This is a genomic window from Mucilaginibacter inviolabilis, from assembly GCF_011089895.1.
GTDB lineage: Bacteria > Bacteroidota > Bacteroidia > Sphingobacteriales > Sphingobacteriaceae > Mucilaginibacter > Mucilaginibacter inviolabilis.
Window position 1 is genome coordinate 635467 of record NZ_JAANAT010000002.1, and the last position, 24014, is coordinate 659480.

Annotated in this window: 19 protein-coding genes; 13 read left to right on the forward strand and 6 right to left on the reverse strand. The window is 42.3% G+C overall.

Going from position 1 to position 24014, the window contains the following annotated elements; genetic code table 11:
• Window positions 1-6: 6 nt before the first annotated feature.
• The 3 genes from G7092_RS19075 to G7092_RS19085 form a co-directional block, all read right to left on the reverse strand.
• The gene (locus G7092_RS19075; RefSeq protein WP_166091469.1) at window positions 7-654 is read right to left on the reverse strand and encodes a glycosyltransferase; all 648 of its coding nucleotides are present in this window, start codon (window positions 652-654) and stop codon (window positions 7-9) included.
• On the reverse strand, window positions 635-1837 hold the full coding sequence (locus G7092_RS19080; RefSeq protein ID WP_166091470.1) for a glycosyltransferase family 2 protein: 1203 nt from the start codon (window positions 1835-1837) through the stop codon (window positions 635-637). The genes G7092_RS19075 and G7092_RS19080 overlap by 20 nt, the downstream gene beginning before the upstream one ends.
• 447 nt (window positions 1838-2284) lie before the next feature.
• Complete coding sequence (locus G7092_RS19085) at window positions 2285-2947, reverse strand: porin family protein (RefSeq protein ID WP_166091471.1); 663 nt, start codon at window positions 2945-2947, stop codon at window positions 2285-2287.
• Window positions 2948-3179: 232 nt separating this feature from the next.
• On the opposite strand from G7092_RS19085, the gene G7092_RS19090 reads away from it, so the two are divergent.
• Window positions 3180-4907 (forward strand): glycoside hydrolase family 3 protein, encoded by a 1728-nt coding sequence (locus tag G7092_RS19090; protein WP_166091472.1) that lies wholly within the window; start codon window positions 3180-3182, stop codon window positions 4905-4907.
• 12 nt (window positions 4908-4919) lie between these two features.
• On the opposite strand, the gene G7092_RS19095 is transcribed toward G7092_RS19090, so the two are convergent.
• Window positions 4920-5492 carry a hypothetical protein gene (locus G7092_RS19095; protein WP_166091473.1) on the reverse strand — a complete coding sequence of 191 codons (573 nt, stop codon included), beginning with the start codon at window positions 5490-5492 and terminating at the stop codon, window positions 4920-4922.
• 168 nt (window positions 5493-5660) lie between these two features.
• Between G7092_RS19095 and G7092_RS19100 the strand changes: the two genes are divergently transcribed.
• The 8 genes from G7092_RS19100 to G7092_RS19135 all read left to right on the forward strand — a co-directional run bounded on the left by G7092_RS19100 (window position 5661) and on the right by G7092_RS19135 (window position 16669).
• Window positions 5661-8831 carry an ATP-dependent helicase gene (locus G7092_RS19100; protein WP_166091474.1) on the forward strand — a complete coding sequence of 1057 codons (3171 nt, stop codon included), beginning with the start codon at window positions 5661-5663 and terminating at the stop codon, window positions 8829-8831.
• Window positions 8832-8886: 55 nt separating this feature from the next.
• Window positions 8887-9468: a transposase gene (locus G7092_RS19105; RefSeq protein WP_166091475.1), complete on the forward strand. Its 582-nt coding sequence runs from the start codon at window positions 8887-8889 to the stop codon at window positions 9466-9468.
• Window positions 9469-9566: 98 nt separating this feature from the next.
• Entirely contained in the window at window positions 9567-10913 is a 1347-nt protein-coding gene (locus G7092_RS19110; RefSeq protein ID WP_166091476.1) for a M28 family peptidase, read from the forward strand.
• A 671-nt stretch (window positions 10914-11584) separates the two neighbouring features.
• Window positions 11585-11728, forward strand: a complete 144-nt coding sequence (locus tag G7092_RS19115) for a DUF6728 family protein (protein ID WP_166091477.1) — start codon at window positions 11585-11587, stop codon at window positions 11726-11728.
• Window positions 11725-12102, forward strand: a complete 378-nt coding sequence (locus G7092_RS19120) for a RidA family protein (RefSeq protein WP_166091478.1) — start codon at window positions 11725-11727, stop codon at window positions 12100-12102. The genes G7092_RS19115 and G7092_RS19120 overlap by 4 nt, the downstream gene beginning before the upstream one ends.
• A 105-nt stretch (window positions 12103-12207) precedes the next feature.
• Complete coding sequence (recG, locus tag G7092_RS19125) at window positions 12208-14307, forward strand: ATP-dependent DNA helicase RecG (protein ID WP_166091479.1); 2100 nt, start codon at window positions 12208-12210, stop codon at window positions 14305-14307.
• 212 nt (window positions 14308-14519) lie between these two features.
• Entirely contained in the window at window positions 14520-15899 is a 1380-nt protein-coding gene (locus G7092_RS19130; protein ID WP_166091480.1) for a M20/M25/M40 family metallo-hydrolase, read from the forward strand.
• Between the two features lie 194 nt (window positions 15900-16093).
• The gene (locus G7092_RS19135) at window positions 16094-16669 is read left to right on the forward strand and encodes a hypothetical protein (protein ID WP_166091481.1); all 576 of its coding nucleotides are present in this window, start codon (window positions 16094-16096) and stop codon (window positions 16667-16669) included.
• A 69-nt stretch (window positions 16670-16738) separates the two neighbouring features.
• On the opposite strand, the gene G7092_RS19140 is transcribed toward G7092_RS19135, so the two are convergent.
• A complete protein-coding gene (locus G7092_RS19140) occupies window positions 16739-17122 on the reverse strand; it encodes a winged helix-turn-helix transcriptional regulator (RefSeq protein ID WP_166091482.1) in 384 nt (127 codons plus the stop codon).
• A gap of 113 nt (window positions 17123-17235) precedes the next feature.
• Here G7092_RS19140 and G7092_RS19145 point away from each other — a divergent pair, with 113 nt between their 5' ends.
• From G7092_RS19145 to G7092_RS19160, 4 genes are all read left to right on the forward strand, one after another.
• Complete coding sequence (locus G7092_RS19145) at window positions 17236-17838, forward strand: FMN-dependent NADH-azoreductase (protein WP_166091483.1); 603 nt, start codon at window positions 17236-17238, stop codon at window positions 17836-17838.
• Between the two features lie 261 nt (window positions 17839-18099).
• Window positions 18100-19422: an MFS transporter gene (locus G7092_RS19150; RefSeq protein WP_317170006.1), complete on the forward strand. Its 1323-nt coding sequence runs from the start codon at window positions 18100-18102 to the stop codon at window positions 19420-19422.
• Window positions 19423-19506: 84 nt separating this feature from the next.
• Window positions 19507-21558, forward strand: a complete 2052-nt coding sequence (locus G7092_RS19155; RefSeq protein WP_166091484.1) for a M13 family metallopeptidase — start codon at window positions 19507-19509, stop codon at window positions 21556-21558.
• Between the two features lie 110 nt (window positions 21559-21668).
• Window positions 21669-22835 carry an aminotransferase class V-fold PLP-dependent enzyme gene (locus G7092_RS19160; RefSeq protein ID WP_166091486.1) on the forward strand — a complete coding sequence of 389 codons (1167 nt, stop codon included), beginning with the start codon at window positions 21669-21671 and terminating at the stop codon, window positions 22833-22835.
• 101 nt (window positions 22836-22936) lie between these two features.
• Here G7092_RS19160 and G7092_RS19165 read toward each other — a convergent pair whose 3' ends face one another.
• Window positions 22937-23887, reverse strand: a complete 951-nt coding sequence (locus G7092_RS19165) for a tryptophan 2,3-dioxygenase family protein (RefSeq protein WP_235953894.1) — start codon at window positions 23885-23887, stop codon at window positions 22937-22939.
• Window positions 23888-24014 lie beyond the last annotated feature (127 nt).

Below are 24014 nucleotides of genomic sequence, written 5' to 3' on the forward strand. Positions count from 1 at the left end.
CCAGCTTTAAGCCAGTTTGTCATAAAAATCGTTTTGTTTTTCCTGTCTTTTAATATCCTTAATGTGGATAAGGCAGTAATCGTAGTTTTTTGTAGGCAGATTAAGCCCCCTTTTATAGCCTGTAAGTACCTCATGAACTTTATTTTTCCATTTAATAGCCCCATTGAGTTTGATTAACCGGGGCTGATAATCCGGAAAATTAATATAGTTTTTATCGTTGATATTCCAGTTCCATTTGTTGATATGCTCGTCGGTATATCCGTTCACAATATTTATTCGTGGTACAAAAAAGCAGTCGCTTTTCCTGTTTTTCCGGAGTACCCATTTTAACTTTTTGATGAGTGATTGTTGCGGCACTTCATCTGCATCTATCTGGAACAGGTAATTGCCAGATGCCTTTGTTATCAATGTATTTTTAAAAGTAGCAAAATCACCATTGAGTTTTGCTTCTATTACAATTGCCCGGTCTTTATGTTTTTCTATTACAGCGCTAACAGCTATGTCTTTGGAGGTTACATCCTGAAGTATAATTAACTCATCTTGCTTATCAATAATCGGGATCAGTGTGGTAAGTAACAGGTCGAGTTCAGTGGCTTCATTACATACCGTAATACCATAAGTGATTTTAGTATTATTAAACAGGTTGAAAAGCATCGCAGGTGATTTTGATATGGATAAGTTGGTGTTCGTAAGTTTGCGTATCAATAAATTCAAACTTAAACATTTTCCATTTGAACACCGCAGAATTTTTTAGGAGCATTTTCTGCAAAAGCGAAAGGGGGGTATTAATTCGCCATGTAATAAATTCACTGAGCTGTTGTATTTTATTATAGGCCAGCTCATTGAAGTTTTTGCCATCAATTGATATGAGAACCCCATTTTGTTTAGATGACTCTATAGGTTTTATTCTTTCAGCCAAATCGATAGCGGTATTAAACTGTTCACGGGCTATGTAAGGTTCAGGGTCGCAATCTGTATAAATTGTAGAACACCAGGGTTCTAACTGAAATAATAATTTTTCATCACAGTTTTTAATAATTAACCCGATGTCGTATTTCTTTTTTACGCTTGATGAGCTTTTGAAGCCCCATTTTCTGACAAAGTTCCTGTTGGAGTTTAGTTCAATTTGTTGCGTTTTATTCTGATATTCGGCAGAAAATCTGGAGGTTTTGCTGATAAAATGATAGCATAATACATCAGGTATAACTATCTTTTTCAGGTTTAACAGGCTGAGTCGTAATATCAGATCATCATCTTCACAAAACATGGGATTAAATAAGGTATCAAGCCCTCCTACCTTTAAAAGGGCATCCCTGTTTACGCATAAAAAAAATGAGGCCCCCTGTACGTCCCTTTTAGGCTCAGTATTATCCTTTAGTATTTTATTAGTAAATGAATACAGATCATCTTTTTTGAACGAAGCTATATCTGTCCCAAAATCTTTAACAATTTTCCAGGGTCTGTGGTCATCAGCAAAAATGGGAGGTTCGACCGTTGTATAATAAAGGAGACTTTTTTGCGACAAATGTTTTTGTAATCCCTCTATAAAACCTGGCGTTAGCACCATATCATTATGGGCAAATACAACATAATCTTTTGTGGCCAATTCGGTGCACTTATTATAGGTGTGGGCAAGTGTTTTGCTTTGGGGTGAATAATAATATTTTATATGATCATCCTGCAAACTATCCAGCCATTCATTAGTACCATCCGTACTATTATAACTAACGAACACAATTTCAACGGTAGGATATAAGCTGCGGGTGGTTTGGTAGAAGTATTTGCTGTAATCTAAATTATTTTTTAATCCTACTAATATTGAAATGTTATTATTCATTATTTCTGCTGTTTGTACTGGTAAAAATAAATATGTCTGCTGTTCTGGAAACATATTAGTACCAGCTATAGATATAAACGCTGTTGGTAAAATAAAATTACTGACACTTTAAATTACGGGCGCAGTTTTGCACATTTTACCACCCGGCGTTTATTGATGTACTGTATTATGAATTTTTAACAGATTTTAAAATGAACCGCAAAGTTGTGGTTTATTAAATGGAATATTATAATTATTTAATCTTATTACGTCGTTTTGTGAAAAATAAAAATAAGCTCCTGAAAGAAAGTTTATTCCTTTTTTAGTATAAAGGGCAGCATAAACTTTACCTGGGTTTTAACAGCTGTATTTTGGCGGATATTTGCTTTTATACTTATTGATCAATGATAATAAAAACAAAGAGGAGCGCTTTTAAAAGTACCCCTCTTTATTTTTATAACAGGTTGTTTACTGAAACTTAAATCCTAATCCAATTTGCCAAACCTGGTTGCGGAAGTCGGGCAGGTCAGCCTCATTGGAGCTGTTTCTGGAAAGGTCGATGTTGTAGCGACCCCTGATCTCTACATTACGGTTAATATCAAAGCTTACACCTACCACACCTGCAACATAACTCTGGTCGCCCTGGTGCCCGTCATAACGGGTTTCTACGTTGGTGCCAAAGTCACGGTAAGTATCTCTTTGCGAAGTTAAAAAGGTAAGCTGAGGGCCAATTAAAAAATTAAACCCGGGTACAATCTTGAATTTTGCCAGTAAAGGAATATCAATATAATTAGTACGTTCGGTAAAATGGGAATTTTCAAGATCGGCACTAAAGCCTTTTTGCGAAAACAGTACTTCTGGGGCGAAAGAAAAAGAGTAGCTAACAGGAACATCCAGTGTAAGCCCGACATTGAAGGCTGCAATACTGCTTGAGCTAAAACGGGAATCATAAGCATCAAGTGAATTGGCTACGTTGAGACCGGCCGTAAAACCTACTTTGATCTGATTGTCATTATACGGCCTGCGCTGGTGTACATAACGGCGTTGCGGCCTGTTGGGGCCATAATAAGTTTGTGCACTTACTGCACCTGCTGCAAATAGACATATTGCAAAAAAGATAAATTTTTTCATTTTTTATTTGTTTTTAACGGTAGCGGAACGAATCGCATGCATTTACTTTTTAAGTACGGGGCTGCAATCCTTCCTTGATTATTTTGATTTATATAGGCATAGAGTAAAAATTAAGGAAAAGGTTTATTTAAAATATTCAATAATTCGTGTCAATTAAATTTCTTCATCAAATCTTCAAAAATCCCGATACTTGTTACTCATTACCTGATACCATTTTATACTACATTTGACCATGCCAAAATTCAATAACGGTATTTGCCGTGCTTTAATTATAGCACTTAATTTTATTGCAGTAAATGCTTTTGCACAAAGGGAAAGCTATGTACAAAGCCTGAACACAAAAAATCGTTGGGTTGATTCTGTTTATAATAAACTAAGTCGCAAGCAACGGATAGCCCAGTTGCTTTTTGTAAGAGCGCATACCAACAAAGGCAAAGCTTATGAAGATTCTGTTGCCCGGGTAATTAAAGAAGAGCAGGTGGGCGGCCTGGTTTTTTTTCAGGGTGGTCCAGGCAGGCAGGCTATATTGGTTAATAAATATCAGAAACTTGCAGAGGTACCTTTGCTTATTTCAATGGATGGTGAATGGGGCCTGGGTATGCGTCTGGATTCGACCATATCATACCCCTACCAGATGACACTCGGCGCTATACAGGATAATAACCTGATATACAAAATGGGGCAACAGGTAGCGTATGACTTTAAGCGCCTGGGTATCCAGATAAACTTTGGGCCTGATATGGATATCAACAACAACCCCAACAACCCGGTGATCAATTATCGTTCCTTTGGCGATAATATGTATAACGTGGCCAAAAAAGGTATAGCTTATTTTAAGGGGATGCAAGATGCCGGTTTGTTAACCACAGCCAAGCATTTTCCGGGTCATGGTGATACCAATGTAGATTCGCACTTTGATTTGCCTTTGCTGCCATACAGCCGTGCCCGTCTGGACTCGCTCGAAGAATATCCTTTCCGGGAGGCTATTAATGCCGGTATCAGTGGCATCATGATAGCGCACATGAACATACCCGCGTTGGATAGTACCAAACGTTTGCCTTCAACCTTGTCGCGCCCTATCGTAACAGGTGTTTTGAAAGATTCGTTGAAGTTTAAAGGATTAGTAGTATCTGATGCTATGGAGATGAAAGGTGTGACTAAATATTTTCCAAATGGGGAGGCTGATGTAAAAGCATTTTTGGCCGGCATTGATGTTATTGAATTATCAGAAAACTCCGATCGTGCCATTAAACTTATCCGTAGGGCTATTCGTAAAGGTTTAATCAGCCCTGAAGAATTTCAGACCAAAGTGAAGAAAGTACTGGCCGCCAAATATTGGGCCGGACTTAACCGCCGTCAAAATATTTCGCCGGTGAATTTGAATGAAGACCTGAACCGTCAAACGGCTAAAGACCTTGTACAGCAGTTGAGCGATGCAGCGGTAACTTTATTAAAAGGTAATTCGGCCACGTTGAAATTGAACCCCTTCCTTAAAACGGCCATTGTGAGTATTGGGGTAGATGCTCCTACCGTTTTTCAGCAGGAGATGGCCAAAAGCTTTCCTAACTGCCGCATATTTATGGTAGCCAAAAATGCCCCGGCTATTGAGGTTAGAAATATCATGAACTGGGTAAAGCAATACACCCAGGTAATTGTGGGGATACATGATACCCGCCTGCGCCCTCAAAGTAAACTGGATTACAGCGCTGATGTGCGCCAGATGATAGCTGATCTGGCCATTCGCAAGGGTGTGGTAATGAGTGTTTTTGCCAATGCCTACACTATAGCTGGTTTGCCCGGTATCGAAAAAAGTAATGCCTTGCTGGTGTGTTATCAAATGAGCGCGGAACTGCAAAAATCGGCTGCCAAAGTAATTGCCGGTACGTTAAAGCCAACCGGTAAATTACCGGTAAGTGTTAATACCTCTTTCCCAACAGGAACAGGTTTAGGGCTGCAATAGCAATAAAAGTTTTTAAGCGAAATTCTTATCGGCGAGGATCTTTTTTTTGCTTAGCAGGTTTAAGAGGTATTTGCCTTCTGCTTCATCAATACTTTCGCCAAACCGTATGGTTTTCATGCCATAATCAAATGCAATGGTGCCGGTATTGTTGATTTCGTTAAGTGACCGGAGCGCATTATACCTACCAAATCCGGCATTTATTTGGTCGTTTTGTACCCTGAAACTATTGCATGAGTTAAGATCATAGAAAGTGGTTTTGCTGAAAGGGTCGCCCTGTCTTTTCATGATCAGCACACCTTTGCCAATCTCGATGCATTCTTTACCCAATAATTGCCAGCAAATTGTTTTAAGGGCAAACAGGCCACCGATTGTCCAGCCGGCCAGCCAGAATATCTTAAACAGATCGGCACCTTTGTTTGTAGCGCTAAGAATTTCTCTTATAGCTGATGCTTCACCCAAGAACCAACCACAAAGCCACGCACACATGAAAAGGATAATAAAGTAATTCTTTCTTGAAGGTATAGTGATTCTTACAGAGTCAAAATTATCCTCGATAATTGCTCTGCCCTGATACGGTAATTCCATCTTTAAATGTCTGGCTTAAAGATGCTATAAATTATGATGTTTGCAAATTATATTGATAAAGCCTCACCCAACCCTCTCCAAAGAAGAAGGCTTTAAGCGCTTTCTTTTTGGAATCTCCTCCTTTAAGGAAGGTTTAGAGAGGGCTATTTCTTATCTTTACTAAACAATATGCAATCAAATCTTCATAAGTATAACGATAAATTTCAGGCGGCTTTGGCCGGGTTAAACCCCGAGCAATTGGCCGCTGTTAATAAAATGGATGGGCCGGTTTTGGTAGTGGCCGGACCGGGTACGGGTAAAACACAGATACTGGCGGCCCGTATAGGTAAAATATTAACCGATACAGATGCACTACCAAACGAAATACTGTGTCTTACCTATACCGATGCCGGTGCGGTAGCTATGCGCAAGCGTCTGTTTGAGTTTATTGGTCCCGATGCTTACCGTATCAATATATATACCTTTCATGCTTTTTGTAACGAGATTATCCAGGAGAACCTGGAATATTTTGGTAAGCTGAACCTGGAGTCATTGTCTGATCTGGAATCGGCAATGCTGTTCCGCGAACTGGTTGATGAGTTTGGCAACGATCATTTGCTCAAGCGTTTTACCGGAGATATTTATTACGATACCAAACGTTTGAAAGATCTGTTCTCGACCATGAAACGGGAGAACTGGGACATCGACCTGATTACCAAAGCGGTTCAGGATTACCTGGACGATATCCCTAACCGGGAAGAATTTGTATACAAACGCGCCAATGCCAAAACAGGCATCAAAGTTGGCGACCCTAAACAAAAAGATATTGATGCCGCTCATGAAACCATGAGCAAATTGCTGGCAGCGGTAGGCGAATACAAAAACTACGATGCCAAGATGAAAGCCCGCGGCCGGTATGATTATGACGACATGATCATCTGGGTGCTGAAAGCTTTCCGCGATAATGAAGAGATACTGCGTAAATACCAGGAGCGCTATCAGTATATTTTGGTGGATGAATTTCAGGATACCAGTGGTTCGCAAAATGAATTGCTTAGGTTTTTGCTGAGCTATTGGGATGTACCTAACGTGTTTGTGGTGGGCGATGATGACCAGTCGATCTTTAAATTTCAGGGTGCCAACATGAAAAACATCTTGGATTTTGCTACCGATTATGTAGATACCCTGCAGACTGTTGTACTGAAACATAACTATCGATCCAATCAAAATATCCTCGATATTTCAAGGGCGCTCATCAACAACAATTTTGAGAGGCTCACCAGTCAGCTCAAACTGGATAAGGACCTGCGGGCATCGCATCCACGCTTTACCCAGCTCACGGTTGAGCCTGTGATCAATGAATATGAGAATCCCGATCAGGAACTGGTAGATGTATCGTCCCAAATCAAAGCATTGATTGACCAGGGTACGCCGCCGGGTGAGATAGCGGTGATCTATCGCAACCACAGCCAGGTAGAGGAAATGATCAAATACCTTGATGTTGAGAAAATAGCGGTAAATACCAAACGAAAGATCGATATCCTGACGCAGCCCTTTGGCGAAAAGATCATCAACATCCTGCGTTACCTGGCTATGGAACTGGATTCGCCGTATAGTGGTGACGAGCTATTGTTCGAGATCATGCATTATGATTTCTTTAACATCGCCCCCATTGAAATTGCCAAGGCCAGCATCGCGGTAGCTAAAGAAAATTATGGCGCGGTAACCGGTAATAAACCCAAAACCTCTATCCGTCGTTATGTGAGCGAGTTGCGGCCACCTGCTCAAACTGATCTTTTTGCTCCGGATAAGTTTACCGCCATGAAGTATCTCATTAATGATATTGATGAGTTGCTGCAATCGGCAGTGAGTAAAACTTTGCAGGCACTTTTCCAGGATGTGATAGCCAAAATGGGTATCCTGCGGTACATTATGCAGCAAGCGGACAAAGGCGGGCATATGCAAATGCTCACCAGCTTTTTTGATTTCCTGAAAGATGAAAGTCGCAAGAACCCCGAAATTAAACTGGATGAGTTAATAGCCACCATTGAGTTGATGAAGAAGAATGGCATCCGGCTCGATTTGAACCAGGTGATCTTTTCTGATAATGGTGTTAATTTTTTAACCGCACATGGTTCCAAGGGACTTGAATTTGAACATGTATTTTTTATAGGCTGTGATAAACGCACCTGGGATAGTAAGGGCCGCAATACCGGTTTCAGTTACCCCGATACTTTAACCCAGGCCGCATCTGATGATATTGCCCAAAAAGAGGAGGGGCGGCGCCTGTTTTATGTAGCCATCACCCGTGCTAAACAGCATCTGTATATCTCATATGCGAACAAAGATAAAAAAGCCAAAGATCAGGAAGCAAGCCAGTTTGTAGGCGAAATACTGGCCAGCACCGATTTACAGGTACATTATCCAAAAGTGACCGAAGAAGCCATGCTGGGCTTTTACGCCACCCAGTTTAGCGAGGCCGAAAAACCAAAGGTGGAGCTACTGGATAAAAATTACATTAACCTGCTGCTGCAAAATTATACGCTGTCGGTAACACACCTGAGCAGTTATCTGGATTGCCCGTTGAGGTTTTATTTCCAGTGTCTGATCAGGGTGCCATCGGGTAAAAGTCCGTCGGCTACGTTTGGACAGGCCGTGCATTGGGCGTTGAACAAAACGTATAAATTATTGAAAGATAATGATAACGAGTTCCTGTCGACTGAGCAGTTTATGAACGAATTTCGCTGGTACATGGCCCGTAACAAAGATTCATTTACCAAGGATGAATATAAATTGCGCGTAGCCTACGGCGAAAAAATATTACCTGCCTACTACGAAAAGAATGTAGACCATTGGAATAAGATAGCCATCACCGAGCGCACCATCAAAAACATCGAAATAGGAGGCGTGCCCATCAAAGGTAACCTGGATAAAATGGAATTTGATAGCAAGCACGTAACCGTGGTGGATTATAAAACCGGTAAACTCAAAAATGCCAAAGACAAGCTGCTACGACCTACCAACGATTTCCCCAACGGTGGCGATTACTGGCGACAGGGTGTGTTTTATAAAATACTGGTGGACCATGACCGCACCAACGATTGGGAAGTAGTAAGCACCGTTTTTGATTTTGTAGAACCCGTAAGTGAAGGCGAATACCACAGCGAAAAATTTGTGATCACCCCCGATGATATGGACGTAGTGACCGAACAGATCAAAGATACCTATGCCAAAATAATGGCGCACGATTTTAACACAGGTTGCGGCAAAAAAGAATGCGACTGGTGCCATTTTGTAAAAAGTAATTTTAAACAGGCCGACGAAATGTTGCAAACTGCGAGTGAGGAGGAGGAGGAATAGTAGATTCCCTGTAGAGATGCATATTTGCGTCTTTCTCAATATTGAAAATCATCATATGGGAGACGCAAATATGCGTCTCTACAATAAAAAGAAAGTGGAAGATAAATTTCAGAAGAAATACCGTGTATCCTCACCGCGGTTGCCGGGATGGGATTATGGTTCCCATGGATTATATTTTGTGACCATTTGTACAAAAGATCGTGTGCCATATCTTGGCGAAATTAGTCAATTACCTAATGAGAGCAAGGCTTTCTTCAAACACTCGGGGATTGGATTAATCGCTGAGAAGTATTGGTTGCAGTTACCTGATTTTTACACTTATGTTAAGCTTGATGATTTTGTTTTGATGCCCGACCATTTACACGCTATATTGTTTATCGATAAGCCTGATAAAACCTCATGGGAGATCAATAAATTTGGTGTGCAAAAAGATAATCTTGCGGCTATTTTACGTGGATATAAAGCTTCTGTAAAAAAATACGCTAATGAAAAAGATATTGAATTTGGCTGGCAACCTCGTTATTATGATAGAGTGATAAGAGATCAACGTGAGTATGAAAACGTACAACAATATATCTATGATAATCCAGATAATTGGCTTGTGAACAAAGACGGATTTGAGAATTTATATTTATAATTTAATTCAATAATGAGACACAAATATGTGTCTCTACAATAAAAACAAACCGTAGAGACGCATATTTGCGTCTCCCATTATTCAGACATCACCAACACATGAAACACCTAAAACTATTCATCCTTCTCATCTTAACCTTCCCCGCCGCAGCACAAACCATCATTAAACCCGATGCGGGTATTAAACAAATGGTTGATGAAGTATCATCCAAAAATATCGAGGCCACGATCCGCAAACTGGTGACTTTTAAAAGTCGACATACCCTGAGCGATACTACCAGCAAAACAACCGGCAGCGGAGCGGCACGCAACTGGATCAAGGCCGAAATGGAAAAATATGCCGCAGCATCTGGCGGACGTATGACCGTACAGTTTGACACGTTTACACAGCCAAAGGGTACACGTATTGATCAGCCTGTAAAACTGAAAAACGTATTGGCTATTCTGAAAGGAACAGACCCAACCGATACCCGGGTATATATCGTATCGGGTCATTATGATTCGCGCATTAATGATGTGATGGATGCCAATGGCGTTGAGCCGGGCGCTAATGACGATGCCTCTGGTACTGCTTTATCTATGGAATTGGCCCGGGTGATGGCTAAACGATCTTTCCCGGCTACTATTATTTTTGCGGCGGTAGTGGGCGAGGAACAGGGTCTTTATGGATCGGCCAACCTGGCCAAACGCGCCAAAGCCGAAAACTGGAATGTGGACGCCATGCTGAATAACGATATTGTAGGCAACACCCACGGTATGGAAACCGACCTGAAAGATAATCGCAGTGTACGTGTTTTTAGTGACGGTATCCCTACCAATGCTACCGATAAACAGGTAGCGGCGTTGAAATCATTAGGGGGCGAAAATGATAGTCCCTCCCGTGAGCTGGCTCGTTATGCCAAAGAGACCGGCGAACGCTATGTTGACCAGCTGGATGTAAAACTCATCTACCGGCGCGACCGGTACCTGCGTGGCGGCGATCACCTGCCATTTTTAGAGCAGGGTTTTACTGCGGTAAGGTTTACCGAAATGAACGAGGATTTCAACCGTCAGCACCAAAATATCCGCACCGAAAATGGCGTAGATTATGGCGACCTGCCCGATTTTGTTGATTTTAACTATGTGCAAAAAGTGGCCCGCATGAACCTGTCTGTTCTGGCCAACCTGGCATCGGCTCCGGCTCGACCGCAAAACGTAGGCATTATCACCACAGACCTTACCAATAAAACCAAACTAACCTGGGAAGCCCCGGCTACAGGCAAAAAACCGGCAGGCTACTATGTGCTCATGCGCGAAACCACCAGCGCCTTTTGGGAACGCAAATTTTATGTAACCGATACCACCGCTACGCTAGCCTATTCAAAAGATAATTACTTTTTTGCCGTACAAGCTGTTGATGCCGATGGGCATGAGAGTTTGCCGGTATTTCCGAAGCCGGTGAGATAAATAGCAATTGTACCATGAGTATCCATAGTGTAATCGATTCCATTGCCGGCTCTATCTTTTCGGGTACGATGGTTCTTGTTCCCTGTTTAGTGATTATTCATTTTCTTAAGATCAGTACTTACAGGATTAATAGACTTGTGCTGATACAGAGCTTAAATACTGTGCTGCTTTTGGGATCGGTATTATATATCATAATGTGGCTGTTAAGGATTTATTCGGCAATTTTTTTAGGCGCAGAATATGAACAATATGTTTTTGCCGGCTCGTTCTGGTTTTTTGCTGCCACAGCGGTTATTAATCGGATACTCCTGCCTCAAATTTTATGGGTGAAACGTTTTCGAAAGTCGCTTAAATGCCCGGTGATAATAGTTGGGATCTGGGTTATCCTCCGTATGATAAATTTAATAATGTTGTTATTATCACTTCGCGATTTTAGCATGGGTATTGTATTTAACATATGGGGTAACTTCCTAACCGATTCTTTAATTTATATCACTATCCTGGTAATCACCTATTTTATTTTAAATAACAAGAAAAGGCAGCTAAAACTTGCATAAATAATTTTGTCATCCTGAGCGGAGCGAAGGATCTGTTAGTGAACTATGCATATCGGCAATTAGATGCTTCACTATCGTTCAGCATGACAAAAAGAATTTTATTAGTTTTGTGATATGTATTTTTTCAGAAAGAAAGATCCTAACAGACCCACAAACATCAACCTGCGTATTATGCATTTTATCAATGCGCTGGCCATTATTATGTTTTTGGCGGGGATCATCTACAAACTGATACAAGTGTTCATACTTAAAAAATGATGACAATAATAAACACCCATAATGCACCGGCTCCTATCGGGCCATATAGCCAGGCTACCGCAGCTGGAAATTTTGTATTTGTATCGGGCCAGATCCCCCTTAACCCGGTTACCGGTGAACTGGTAACTACCGGTATTACCGACGAAGCGGTAATGGTGATGGAAAACATCAAAGCCATTTTAACCGAGGCCGGTATCGGTTTTGAAAACATTGTAAAAACCAGCATATTTTTAACCGATATGGGCAATTTTGGTCAGGTGAACGAGGTATACGGAAAATATTTTACCGCCAATTTCCCTGCCCGCGAAACGGTACAGGTATCTGCATTACCCAAAGGCGTCAATGTGGAGATTTCGGTTATTGCTGTAAAGTAAGAGCCTCACCCAACCCTCTCCTGAAGGAGAGGGCTTTTGAATAAAATTTTAACCATGCTTATAAAAGTCTCCCCTTTAGGGGAGATTTAGAGGGGCTACTTATCTATGGATCCTTTTCAAACGCCGCTTGTATATCTGAAAGGAGTGGGCCAGTCCCGCGCCGAGGTGTTGAAAAAAGAATTGGCGCTCGCTAATTTCGAGGATCTTCTGCGGCATTTCCCGTTCCGGTATATCGACCGTACCCGTTTCTATAAGATCAAAGATATTCAGGCCGATTTGCCCTATGTACAGGTATTGGCCCGTATCGTAAACAAACAGGTGGTTGGTGAAAAACACACCAAGCGCCTGGTGGTTATGGCAAAAGACGATACCGGATTGCTGGAGCTGGTATGGTTTAAAGGCATCAACTGGATCGAAAAAACGATTGTGCCCGGACAGGTTTATATTGTTTTTGGCAAGCCCGGTTTTTTTAATGGCCAGGCGCAGATGGCTCACCCCGAAATGGAGGTGTACTCGCCGGGCGCGCAAAGGCAGGGTAATGCCAGCCTGCAACCGGTATATAACTCCACTGAAAAACTCAAACAGTTTCAGCTGGATAGTAAGGGCATTCAGAAGATCACTTCTACTTTGCTGGAACTGCATGCACGTGATATTCGCGAGAATTTGCCGCTTTACATTATCCAAAAGTTTAAGCTCATTAGTAGGGCCGAAGCCTACCGAAATATCCATTTCCCGGCAAATGCGCGTTTACTGAATGAAGCTATCCTGCGTTTAAAATTTGAAGAATTGTTTTTGCTGCAGCTCAAGTTACTGCGCAATAAACTGCTCCATACTCAAAAATTCAAAGGCAATGTTTTTGGTACAGTGGGACATTATTTTAATGATTTCTATCATCATAAATTACCTTTTGAACTCACCACTCCGCAAAAGCGGGTATTGAAAGAGATAAGGCAGGATACCCAGCGTGGTGTACAGATGAACCGCCTGCTGCAGGGCGATGTGGGTAGTGGCAAAACCGTGGTGGCCCTCATGAGTATGCTGATAGCCGTTGATAACGGTTTCCAAACCTGCATCATGGCGCCTACTGAGATTCTGGCAACCCAGCATTACCAAACCGTAAAAAATTTGGTTGGCGACGATTTTATTGAAGTGGCACTACTTACCGGCTCCACCAAACAAAAGGATCGTAAAATACTACACGAAAGACTGGAGAGCGGCGATCTTAAAATACTCATTGGCACGCATGCGCTCATCGAGGATAAAGTACAGTTCAAAAACCTGGGTTTTGTGGTAATTGATGAGCAGCACCGCTTTGGGGTGGAACAAAGGGCCAAACTATGGCGCAAAAATATAATACCGCCACATGTGTTGGTGATGACGGCCACGCCTATTCCGCGTACATTGGCGATGACCTTATATGGCGATCTGGATGTATCCGTTATTGACGAATTACCGGCTGGTCGTAAACCTATCCAAACGCTGCATTTTTATGAAAATCAGCGCTTGCGGGTGTTTGGTTTTATGAAAAGAGAGATAGCCTTGGGCCGGCAGATCTATGTGGTATACCCGCTGATACAGGAAAGTGAAAAGCTCGATCTGAAGAACCTGGAAGATGGCATCGAGGTGATGTCGCGGGAATTCCCGCTGCCCGATTACCGGGTAAGTATTGTTCATGGCAAAATGAAGCCGGTGGACAAGGAATTTGAAATGCAGCGTTTTATTAAAGGCCAAACGCAGATCATGGTGGCCACTACCGTAATTGAGGTGGGAGTAAACGTGCCCAATGCTTCGGTAATGATCATTGAAAATGCCGAGCGGTTCGGTCTTTCGCAATTGCACCAACTGCGTGGCAGGGTAGGGCGCGGGGCCGAACAATCGTATTGTATTTTGATGAGCAGCCATAAGCTGAGTCACGACGGTAAGATCAGACTGGATACGATGGTGAAAACCAATAACGGTTTTGAAATATCAGAGATCGATCTGCAATTGCGCGGGCCCGGCAACCTGGAAGGTACCCAGCAAAGTGGTGTGCTCGATCTGAAAGTTGCCAACCTGGCTACCGATCAGGAATTGTTATTTAAGGTACGTAAAACCGTGGAGCAAATCTTTGAAAAAGACCCCCAACTGGCCCTACCCGAAAACCAGGTACTGCACCATGCCTTCGAAACAAAAAACGCAGGTTTGAGTTGGGATAAGATCTCGTGATAGGATAAACAGCAAAGCTCCTTGCGCTCGTTTGCAACGAGTGCTTAACTTGGGTTTGCGTTTAAAACGCTATGGCGATGCAATCGCCGGGCCATATTAAGCACTCGTTGCAAACGAGCGCAAGGTGAAAAGCGCGAGATGTCAAATAATATTTGAACAATCATTCTTTCCTCCAAAACATTACATTTGTTAAAACTGATCTTAATATCCACATGAAGAAATTCTCCCTATTGCTGGCTGCGCTTTTTACAGCTTCCCTGCTCCATGCGCAGGACTCCTTAACTATCCGAAAAATTTATGACGAGGCCCTGGTAAATGGCAAAGCTTATGAAAACCTGCGTTACTTGTGTAAAAACATTGGCGGTCGTTTAAGCGGGTCAGCCAACGCGCAAAAAGCAGTGGAGTGGAGCAAAAAGTTAATGGAGAACTATGGTTTTGATAAGGTTTATCTGCAGGAGGTAATGGTGCCACATTGGGTACGTGGCGAAAAGGAAACCGCTTTTATTATTGACGGCAAAACCCGTATCCCCGTACCTATAGCTGCATTGGGCATGACGATAGCTACCCCCAAAGAAGGTATCACCGCCAACGTGGTGGAGGTACGAAGTTTAAAAGAACTGGAAACTTTAGGTGAAAGCGTGATCAAAGGAAAAATCGTTTTCTTTAACCGCCCGTTTGATCAGCGCTTTATTGAAACCGGGCATGCTTACGGAATGGCCGGCGATCAGCGTTTTATGGGACCTGCCGCAGCAGCTAAATATGGTGCTGTAGGTGTTATTGTACGCTCCCTAACCGGAAGTATTGACGATTACCCACATACAGGAGCTACTTTATCTGGCTCGGGTACGCAGCAGATACCTGCCGCTGCTATATCAACCAAGGCCGCCGATAAATTGAGCAATATGCTGCGCCTGCGCAAGCTGCCTCTGATAAAATTTTACTTTAAGCAAAGCTGTCAGCTATTGCCCGATGTATTATCCTATAACGTAATTGGCGAGCTGACTGGCACAGAAAATCCGGACAAATTTATCAGCGTAGGTGGTCACCTGGATTCCTGGGATCTGGCCGAAGGTGCGCACGATGATGGCACGGGTGTCATGCAATCTGCCGAGGTGCTGCGCTTATTTAAAGCGATAGGTTATCGACCTAAAAATTCGGTACGGGCTGTGTTTTTTATGAACGAGGAGAACGGTCACAAAGGCGGCACCAAATATGCCGAACTGGCCGCGCAGAATAAAGAACAACATATTGCTGCTATAGAAACAGACGAGGGTGGTTTTACCCCTCGCGGATTTAGCTTTGATGGGGTATCCAAAGATTTCATTAAAAATATCAACGATAAATATAAAGCGATCCTGGAACCCTACGAAGTTGACAAGCTGACCATAGGCGGTAGTGGTACTGATATCGAGCCGATGAAAGAAAAACTCCCGGGCGTGGTGCTGATCGGTTATCGTCCAGATTCGCAACGTTATTTTGATATCCATCATACGCCTAACGATGTGTTTGAGAATGTGAACAAACGCGAGCTGGAATTGGGCGCTGCTGGCATGGCGGCCTTTATTTACCTGATAGATCAGCATGGGTTGTAAACAAGATTAAAGGAGTCTATAGGATCAACAGGATTTTTTTGAAAGGCGGTTTCATATTCATGAAATCGCCTTTTTTATTAAAAATACCTGAAAACAAGTAGAAGAATTTACTGATAACCTGGTATTGTACAGGCTTGCGCTATTCGATTGATTTGCGTTAGCATCTAACGTAAGTTATTTAATTGGCGCATCCTATGACAAATAACATAATTGAAAGGCATCCTGCCATATTTAGCTGTTGTAAATTATTTATGGGCATTGCCCTGATAGTTATTGTACTTACTTCATGCAAGAACAGCAAGAGCGGGGGTAACAATAGTAATAATAGCGATGGTTTTATGGAAGCAAAAATAGGGGGTGTAAAAATGCAATTTAGCAACAATCTTTCTGCGCAGCTATCGTCCGATAAAACGCATATTGTTGTGGGGGGCCATTTAACCAGCGACCCATTATCTGATAGTTATGACTTTGAAATATTTCATGCTCCGGCTGTTGTAACCACCGGAACTTACGGCGTACCCGGCACGCCTAATATGATAACCCGGTATGCCCACCAAAATGTGGTCAACGGTAAAGTTACGGGAACCACCATATTTAACGCATCAACCGGATCTGGCGGCACAACGTCAAACGCGGGTACCTATACTTTGGTTGTTACTTACATTGATGATAAAAAAGTTGCCGGAACATTTACCGGACATCTGCAATTGCTTGGCGGATCAAGTTTTGTTGATGTTACCGAGGGGAGTTTTTCTGTGCCACTTCATTAACGCTCATTTAGGCTGGAGAAACTGGCATAGTGGTTCCAATTTAAGGAATCAATTTGGAGATGTTCCTTTTCATAATGAAGATTGTTCCCGCATGCTTTGCTTAATTTTTTCCCTGTGCTGTTCACCCCAGGCACTTAGTTCGGCTAGCACACTTTTTAACGTGCGGCTGTATTCGGTTGCTTCATAAATGATGCTTACCGGGGAGGTTGGGTATACATTACGTTTAATGAAATCATTTAATTCCAGGTCTTTTAATTCTTTAGCTAACACTTTGGAGGAGATACCGGTGATCTCGTTCTGAATTTCATTAAAACGCTTTGATGCTTGCACCAGCGAGAGGATCAAAGCCAGTTTCCACTTTCCATTAAGAACATACAACGCATCAATGACGTTTTTGAGCGATACTGCGCATTCTGCAGGGCTCGGTAGTAGTTCATTTTTAATGACTTTCATAAATGTAAAGGTAATCACTTACCTCAATGTAACCACTTTCCTTTGGGTAAGTACAAGCTTTTTATCAACCAGTAAACATAGTTTTGCCCTTGTTAATTAATTAAACAAATTTTATGAAACACATCCTTCATTTGAAGTCAAGCATACAAGGTGAAGCATCATACAGCGTTAAGTTGGGGCACACAATTGTCGAAAAAATTCAGGGAAAGTATCCAGACAGTACCCTGGACGAATTAAATCTGGCGGATATTGAAATGCCGCATCTTAATCCTGCTGTTCTTCGCGCATTCTTTATTCCTAAAGATCAGCAAACAGCAGCAGAAAAAGAATCCATTCACCTTTCTGACGAGCTGGTTAAACAATTGTTTGCCGCAGACATCTTAGTTATTGGAGCACCGCTGATTAATTTTACCATTCATTCCGCGTTAAAGGCTTGGATTGATCATATTACCAGGGCCGGAATCACGTTTGGGTATGGAGAAAATGGCCCTGTCGGAAAGGTAACAGGAAAAAAGGTTTATGTAGCTATGTCTTCCGGTGGTGTTTATTCTGAAGGCCCGGGCAAAGCTAACGATTTTGTTGCTCCTTATTTGAAGGCGTTTCTTGGTTTTTTAGGGATGACAGATCTGACGGTGTTCCGTGTTGAGGGATTAAAAGTGCCTGGAGTAAAAGAACACGCTATGAAGAAAGCGATTGAAAGTATAAAAATTGATTAAAATCTTCAAATACCACTAAAAGGCTTGTCAGGTTTTTCCTGGCAGGCCTTTTGCTTACCCGTAGCTTGCGTTAAGGGTAGCAGCGGATACCGGCCTGTGGCTAAAGCCCATGCAGTATGAGCGTATAGCCTGACCCGACGGTAGGAGGGGAACGCCATATCTCCCCAACAAATACCCTTATTTGTCCAATAAAAAACATGCCGCCGGATTTAATATTCCCAAAATGGTATTGTAAATTTGCAGTACATCTAAAACAACACTGTGGCCGAAGAAGGAGATAGTAAACCCCATAAAGTAGATTCCTTTGCAGCATTGCGATACAAAGATTTTAGGTCTTACGTAGGCATGCGCTTTTGTTTTACCTTTGCTTACCAAATGCAGGCCGTTGTTATCGGCTTTTATATTTATCAGCTCACCAAAAGTGTTTTTGCACTGGGTTTAGTTGGCCTGTGCGAAGCCATACCTGCCATTGGTATAGCATTGTACGGAGGCTATATTGCCGATAAATCTGAAAAGCGCAAGATGCTGCTCATCATATTTGCTATGGTGATCCTTACCTCATCGGTGATGTTTACCGTTACGCTCAACAGCATGAGCGGGATTATTCATAAAGACTGGATAGTGCCCATTATTTTTGCCATGATATTTTGCAATGGTGTTGCCCGTGCATTTTACGGCCCGGCCACCTTTACGGTTTACGCACATAGTATTCCTAAAGAGGTTTACCCTAATGGCAGTACCTGGAGCAGTTCCAGCTGGCAGGTGGCTTCTATTGTTGGTCCGGCGGCCGGAGGATTGATTTATGGTTATGCCGGTAAAATAATGCCCGGCTTAAGTGGTATTACGGCCACATTCTCCGTCATCATATTTTTTCTGTTGATATCATTAGTGCTGGTTTTCTTCCTGCGCAAATATCCGCCGGTTTTTGTACCTAAAGAAAGTATCTGGAAAAGTTTGTCAGAAGGGATTCACTTTGTGTTTCATAATAAAATGATGATTGGCGCCATGAGCCTCGATCTTTTCTCGGTATTTTTTGGCGGCGCAGTAGCTTTGCTGCCTGTATTTGCTAATGAGATTCTCAAAGTGGGTGCCGAAGGTTTAGGTATTATGCGTGCCACAGCATCCTTGGGCGCGGTGCTCACCATGCTGGCTATGACGCGTTTTTCGCCCATGGGTAAACCATGGCGTAACCTGTTGATAGCGGTTACCGGCTTTGGTTTAAGCATCATTTGTTTTGGTTTATCGCGCAGTTTCTACTTGTCATTATTCTTCATATTTACCGAGGGTGCTTTTGATAGCATCAGCGTAATCATCCGTGGTACCATTATGCAGTTGTTAACCCCCGATCATATGCGCGGCCGGGTATCTGCCGTAAACCAGATGTTCATTGGTTCGTCTAACGAGATTGGCGCTTTTGAATCCGGAACTGCGGCCCGCTTGTTGGGCACAGTGCCTGCTGTGATATTTGGTGGTAGTATGACCATGCTTATTGTAGGTATCACTTATCTCAAAACCAAAAAACTCATCCCATTGTCGCTTAACCAGATACAGCCACCTGTAGCCGAAGTTAAATCTGTGGTGTAACAGATATATGTCAGCCGCGTCTTAGTTATTATCAATTGAACTTTATAACTTAGATTTTTTACGACTGACATTTAAAAAACAATTATGAGAATCACAAAATGGGCTTTGGCGGCTATCCCTGTCGCCATTTTAGCGTCATGCGGCCAAAAAAAAGAGTCGTCATCAACAGACGATGTTCCAAAACGCACCGTATTTTTTGATAAAACAGGTATGGATACCACGGTAAAACCCGGCGACAATTTTTATTTGTACGCCAGTGGCGCCTGGTTAAAGAAAACCGAAATACCGGCATCCCAGCGCGGATGGGGTTCGTTTTATACCTTGTATGACGATAACCAGAAAAACCTGCACAAAATATTAGAAGAAATCACCAAAAAAGATAATCCGGCAGGTAGCAAGGAGCAAAAGGTGGCTGATCTTTACATCAGCGGAATGGATACCGTTGGTATCGAAAAGTTAGGCTACGAACCTGTTAAACCCGTATTGGCAAAAATTGCTGCAGTAAAGGATTATAAAGGATTGGTAAGCCTGGCGGCCGATAGCTACAAAGAAGGAGGTGGCTTTCTATTAGGATTTTATGTAGCCCCTGATGATCGTATCAGCACAAAAAACATAGGTCACTTTGACCAGGCGGGTTTAGGTTTACCTAACCGCGACTATTATTTTAACAGCGACTCGGCTACTGTTAAAATACGTGCAGCTTATGTAAAATACATTACCAAACTGTTTACCCTTACCGGTGTTGATGAGGCCACAGCTACTAAAAAAGCCGAAAGTATCCTGAAGCTGGAAACGTTGATAGCTAAATCGCACCTGACACCAACTGAGCTGCGCGATCCGGTTAAAAACTACAATAAATTTGCGGTGGCCGATCTGCAAAAGCAAATCCCGGATATCGACCTGAAAGATGCCTTTAAACGCATGGAGCTAAATGCCGATACTGTTTTAGTTGGCCAGCCTGCTTATTTTAAAGCGCTGGATGGCCTGCTGAAATCTGAGCCTATTGAGGTTTGGAAAGATAAAGCCACTTTTACTGCCCTTGATAATGCTTCAACAGCATTAAGCAAAGCTTTCCGGGATGCCAATTTTGAGTTTAACGGCAAAACCCTGAGTGGTAAAAAACAAGAACAGGAGCGCTGGAAAACCGTTATCGAAACTGTTGATGGTGGTATAGGTGAATTGTTAGGGCAGCTTTATGTAGAGAAATACTTTACCCCGGATGCCAAACAACGTATGCTTACACTAGTAAACAATCTGCAAAGCGTATATAAAGACCGGATTGAAAAGCTGGATTGGATGAGCCCCGAAACTAAGTCTAAAGCATTAGCTAAACTGGCTGCTTTCACCAAAAAAATAGGTTATCCTGATAAGTGGAAAACTTATGATGACGTGGAGATCAGTAAGGATGCTTATTACAAAAACCAGGAATCAATTGCGCGTCATAGATACAACGAGATGATCAAAAAGGCCGGCAAACCGGTTGATAAGACAGAATGGGGTATGACGCCGCCAACAGTTAACGCCTACTATAACCCAACTTTTAACGAAATCGTTTTCCCGGCGGGCATATTGCAGTTCCCTTTCTTTGATAAGGATGCCGATGATGCTATTAACTACGGTGCTATAGGCGCGGTTATCGGTCACGAAATGACCCACGGTTTTGACGATCAGGGCCGCCAGTATGATAAAGACGGTAACCTGAAGGATTGGTGGACAAAGGCAGATGCCGATAAATTTAAAAGCCGTGTTGGTTTGATGATTGAGCAATACAACAAATTTACCGTATTGAACAACCTGCACGTAAATGGCAGCCTTACCCAGGGCGAAAACCTGGCCGATATTGGTGGTGTGGCTATTGCTTATGAAGCGTTTAAAAGAACAGAACAAGGTAAAGGTGATACGAAGATTGATGGTTTTACGCCAGATCAGCGTTTCTTCCTGTCGTTTGGTCAGGTATGGCGCATCAAAACCCGCGATGAAACCATGCGGATGCGTATCAGTGTAGACCCGCATTCGCCAGAGATGTATCGCGTTAACGGTCCGCTGTCAAACACCCCGGCATTTTACAAAGCATTTGATGTAAAACCAGGCGACAAACTTTACCGTCCTGAAAACGAACGTGTGAAGGTTTGGTAAAACACAATTATTGCCTGTGAGGACATAGGCAATGGAAAAAATAAAATGCCACCTGATTTCAGGTGGCATTTTTATTATAGATATCTTTAATCACAAACCATGGGTAATAAATGATTCCAAGAGGTAAAATAGACATCGCTTACACCGATATTTTCGCGGGTATTTATTATTGCATCGCTGATTTTTTTAAGGTAGGGCGAGATCAGAAGAAATCAGAAAATAAGCACGAGTTTAGCTGTCTTTCTGTACGTACCGGGTTCGATCTGGTTTTAAGCGCATTAAATTTTCCGGCTGGTAGCGAAATACTGGTTACCGATATTAACATTCCGGATATGTTTAATATTATAGCAGCTCATCAATTAATAGCAGTGCCTTTACGCGTTAACCGGCAGTCCTTGAATATTAATGTTCAACAATTAGCAGAAGCTATCACTCCAAATACCAAAGCTATATTGGTTACTCATTTGTTTGGAGGCATTATGGATACAGATGAAATAATAGCTATAGCGAAAAATAATAACCTGACGCTTATTGAGGATTGTGCTCAGGCCTATGTTGGCGATGTATATAAAGGCAACAGCCAGAGCGATGTGGTCATGTTTAGTTTTGGGTTAATTAAAACCAACACCTCGCTAACAGGGGCATTCCTTCGGATAAATAATGACACTGTTTATCATGATGTAATTGAGCTTAGCCTGGATTACCCGGTACAGTCCAGGATCATTTTTTTTAAAAAACTATGGAAAGTTGTGTTCATGAAATTGCTCACCACAAAAGTTATTTATACGTTGTTCTATAAAATTTGTGTGAAGAAAGGAAAGGATATTGACCAGGTACTTTCAGGGTTTACCAGGGGTTTTCCGGGTCAGAATATTATCCAAAAAATCAGGTATAGGCCGTGCGTACCAAATCTGAATTTACTTGCCAGAAGATTAAAGAATTTCAAGTCAGATGCTATTGATAAAAGGAAAAAGTTCGCGACTGATATTTTAAAAGATGTCCTTGCTGATATGCAGATCGGTAATTTAAATAAGCGCCATTCTTATTGGGTATTGCCCATACAAGTAAATGACCCCGATAAATTGATCAATCATCTCAGGTCAAATGGTTTCGATGCTACACAAAAGGCATCAAGTTTAATAAAGCTTGCTTCGGGAATGATAGACAAGAATGATCTTTTATTGGATAACCTTGTTTATTTACCCATGTATGTGAACATGAAGAACAGCGATCGAGTTAAACTAGCGGGCTTATTAAAAGATAGTATCATGCTGTAATAAAAATAACATTGTCGTTCCGAGCGTAGCGAAGAATCTATTCTGCAGATATTTATTGCCAAGAATAGATTCTTTGTTCCTCAGAATAACAAACAAATATTTTATCCCAACACACTCTCTACCCAAGCTTTACCCCAGTTATCGAGCTCGTCGGCAGTCCATAAGGTTGGATAAAATATGCGTTTCTGAAAACGGGGAGGCAGGTATTTTTGCCAGTTGGTGCCGCCGGTTGCTTTGATCTCCTCGGGCTCACGGTTCAGGTATCTTACAGCCGATTTATAGTGCGATAATGGCCAGTTGATATTCACATTCACATCCAGCTGTTTCAACTCCAGTTTCAGCTCCGGTGTTAATTGCCCGGCGACTTCAAATTGGCGGGCCAGTGCGTTGAAATTATGATTGACGCTGGCTTTACCCAGCTCAATAAATGTTTTGGAATATTTTTTCTCAAATTGTTTAAGCGTGAGTGTTTTTTTGCCGGTGGATAATTCAGTTGCGCCAAATTTCCAGTACAGGTATTCAAACTGGTCCTCAATAGAGGCATTACTCAGCTCCTGGCGTTTATCCTTGTCAACCAGGTTAATAAAATCAGTAGCATATATCTCGATCATCCGGTATTGGCCCGACTGAAATCCGCTGGCCGGTAGTAATGACATCCGGAATTGCAGGAACTGCTCCTTCTCCATCCCGTCAACCATGATCTCGAACGATTGGGTCAAGGCGCCGAAATACCGGTTGATGCGTTTTAGCCGTGCGGTAAAAAATTCCACCGTAAGTGGTTGTGCTTCGGCAATTTGCCGGCACTCATGCAGCGCCAGTTTAAAATATAGCTCGGTGATCTGGTGATACATGATGAATATCTCCTCGTCGGGGAATGGTGTTTTAGGGCTCTGCAGGCTCAGGAGTGTATCCAGGTGGATATAGTCCCAGTAGGTTAAAAAATCGGCATGCAGCAAGCCGTCAAGGTAGGAGGTCATATCCTGCCCCATGGCTTCATATTTTTCCTGCAAACGTGCCAGGCGATCTTCAATTTCAGGATGGAAATGCATCATCAAAGGTAATAAAAATGAGATATCACCAAATTGATGTGATATCTGTAAAAAACGGAAACATTTTTAAAATGTAAATGTCTTTATAGATGTCTGAGCCGGAATTTATCGAATTTAGGAATTGTCAGAA

Coding starts and splice junctions, on each gene's coding strand:
- G7092_RS19075 (WP_166091469.1), bottom strand. CDS start 654: ATGCTTTTCAACCTGTTTAATAATACTAAAATCACTTATGGTATTACG.
- G7092_RS19080 (WP_166091470.1), bottom strand. CDS start 1,837: ATGAATAATAACATTTCAATATTAGTAGGATTAAAAAATAATTTAGAT.
- G7092_RS19085 (WP_166091471.1), bottom strand. CDS start 2,947: ATGAAAAAATTTATCTTTTTTGCAATATGTCTATTTGCAGCAGGTGCA.
- G7092_RS19090 (WP_166091472.1), top strand. CDS start 3,180: ATGCCAAAATTCAATAACGGTATTTGCCGTGCTTTAATTATAGCACTT.
- G7092_RS19095 (WP_166091473.1), bottom strand. CDS start 5,492: ATGGAATTACCGTATCAGGGCAGAGCAATTATCGAGGATAATTTTGAC.
- G7092_RS19100 (WP_166091474.1), top strand. CDS start 5,661: ATGCAATCAAATCTTCATAAGTATAACGATAAATTTCAGGCGGCTTTG.
- G7092_RS19105 (WP_166091475.1), top strand. CDS start 8,887: ATGGGAGACGCAAATATGCGTCTCTACAATAAAAAGAAAGTGGAAGAT.
- G7092_RS19110 (WP_166091476.1), top strand. CDS start 9,567: ATGAAACACCTAAAACTATTCATCCTTCTCATCTTAACCTTCCCCGCC.
- G7092_RS19115 (WP_166091477.1), top strand. CDS start 11,585: ATGTATTTTTTCAGAAAGAAAGATCCTAACAGACCCACAAACATCAAC.
- G7092_RS19120 (WP_166091478.1), top strand. CDS start 11,725: ATGATGACAATAATAAACACCCATAATGCACCGGCTCCTATCGGGCCA.
- recG (WP_166091479.1), top strand. CDS start 12,208: ATGGATCCTTTTCAAACGCCGCTTGTATATCTGAAAGGAGTGGGCCAG.
- G7092_RS19130 (WP_166091480.1), top strand. CDS start 14,520: ATGAAGAAATTCTCCCTATTGCTGGCTGCGCTTTTTACAGCTTCCCTG.
- G7092_RS19135 (WP_166091481.1), top strand. CDS start 16,094: ATGACAAATAACATAATTGAAAGGCATCCTGCCATATTTAGCTGTTGT.
- G7092_RS19140 (WP_166091482.1), bottom strand. CDS start 17,122: ATGAAAGTCATTAAAAATGAACTACTACCGAGCCCTGCAGAATGCGCA.
- G7092_RS19145 (WP_166091483.1), top strand. CDS start 17,236: ATGAAACACATCCTTCATTTGAAGTCAAGCATACAAGGTGAAGCATCA.
- G7092_RS19155 (WP_166091484.1), top strand. CDS start 19,507: ATGAGAATCACAAAATGGGCTTTGGCGGCTATCCCTGTCGCCATTTTA.
- G7092_RS19160 (WP_166091486.1), top strand. CDS start 21,669: ATGATTCCAAGAGGTAAAATAGACATCGCTTACACCGATATTTTCGCG.
- G7092_RS19165 (WP_235953894.1), bottom strand. CDS start 23,887: ATGATGCATTTCCATCCTGAAATTGAAGATCGCCTGGCACGTTTGCAG.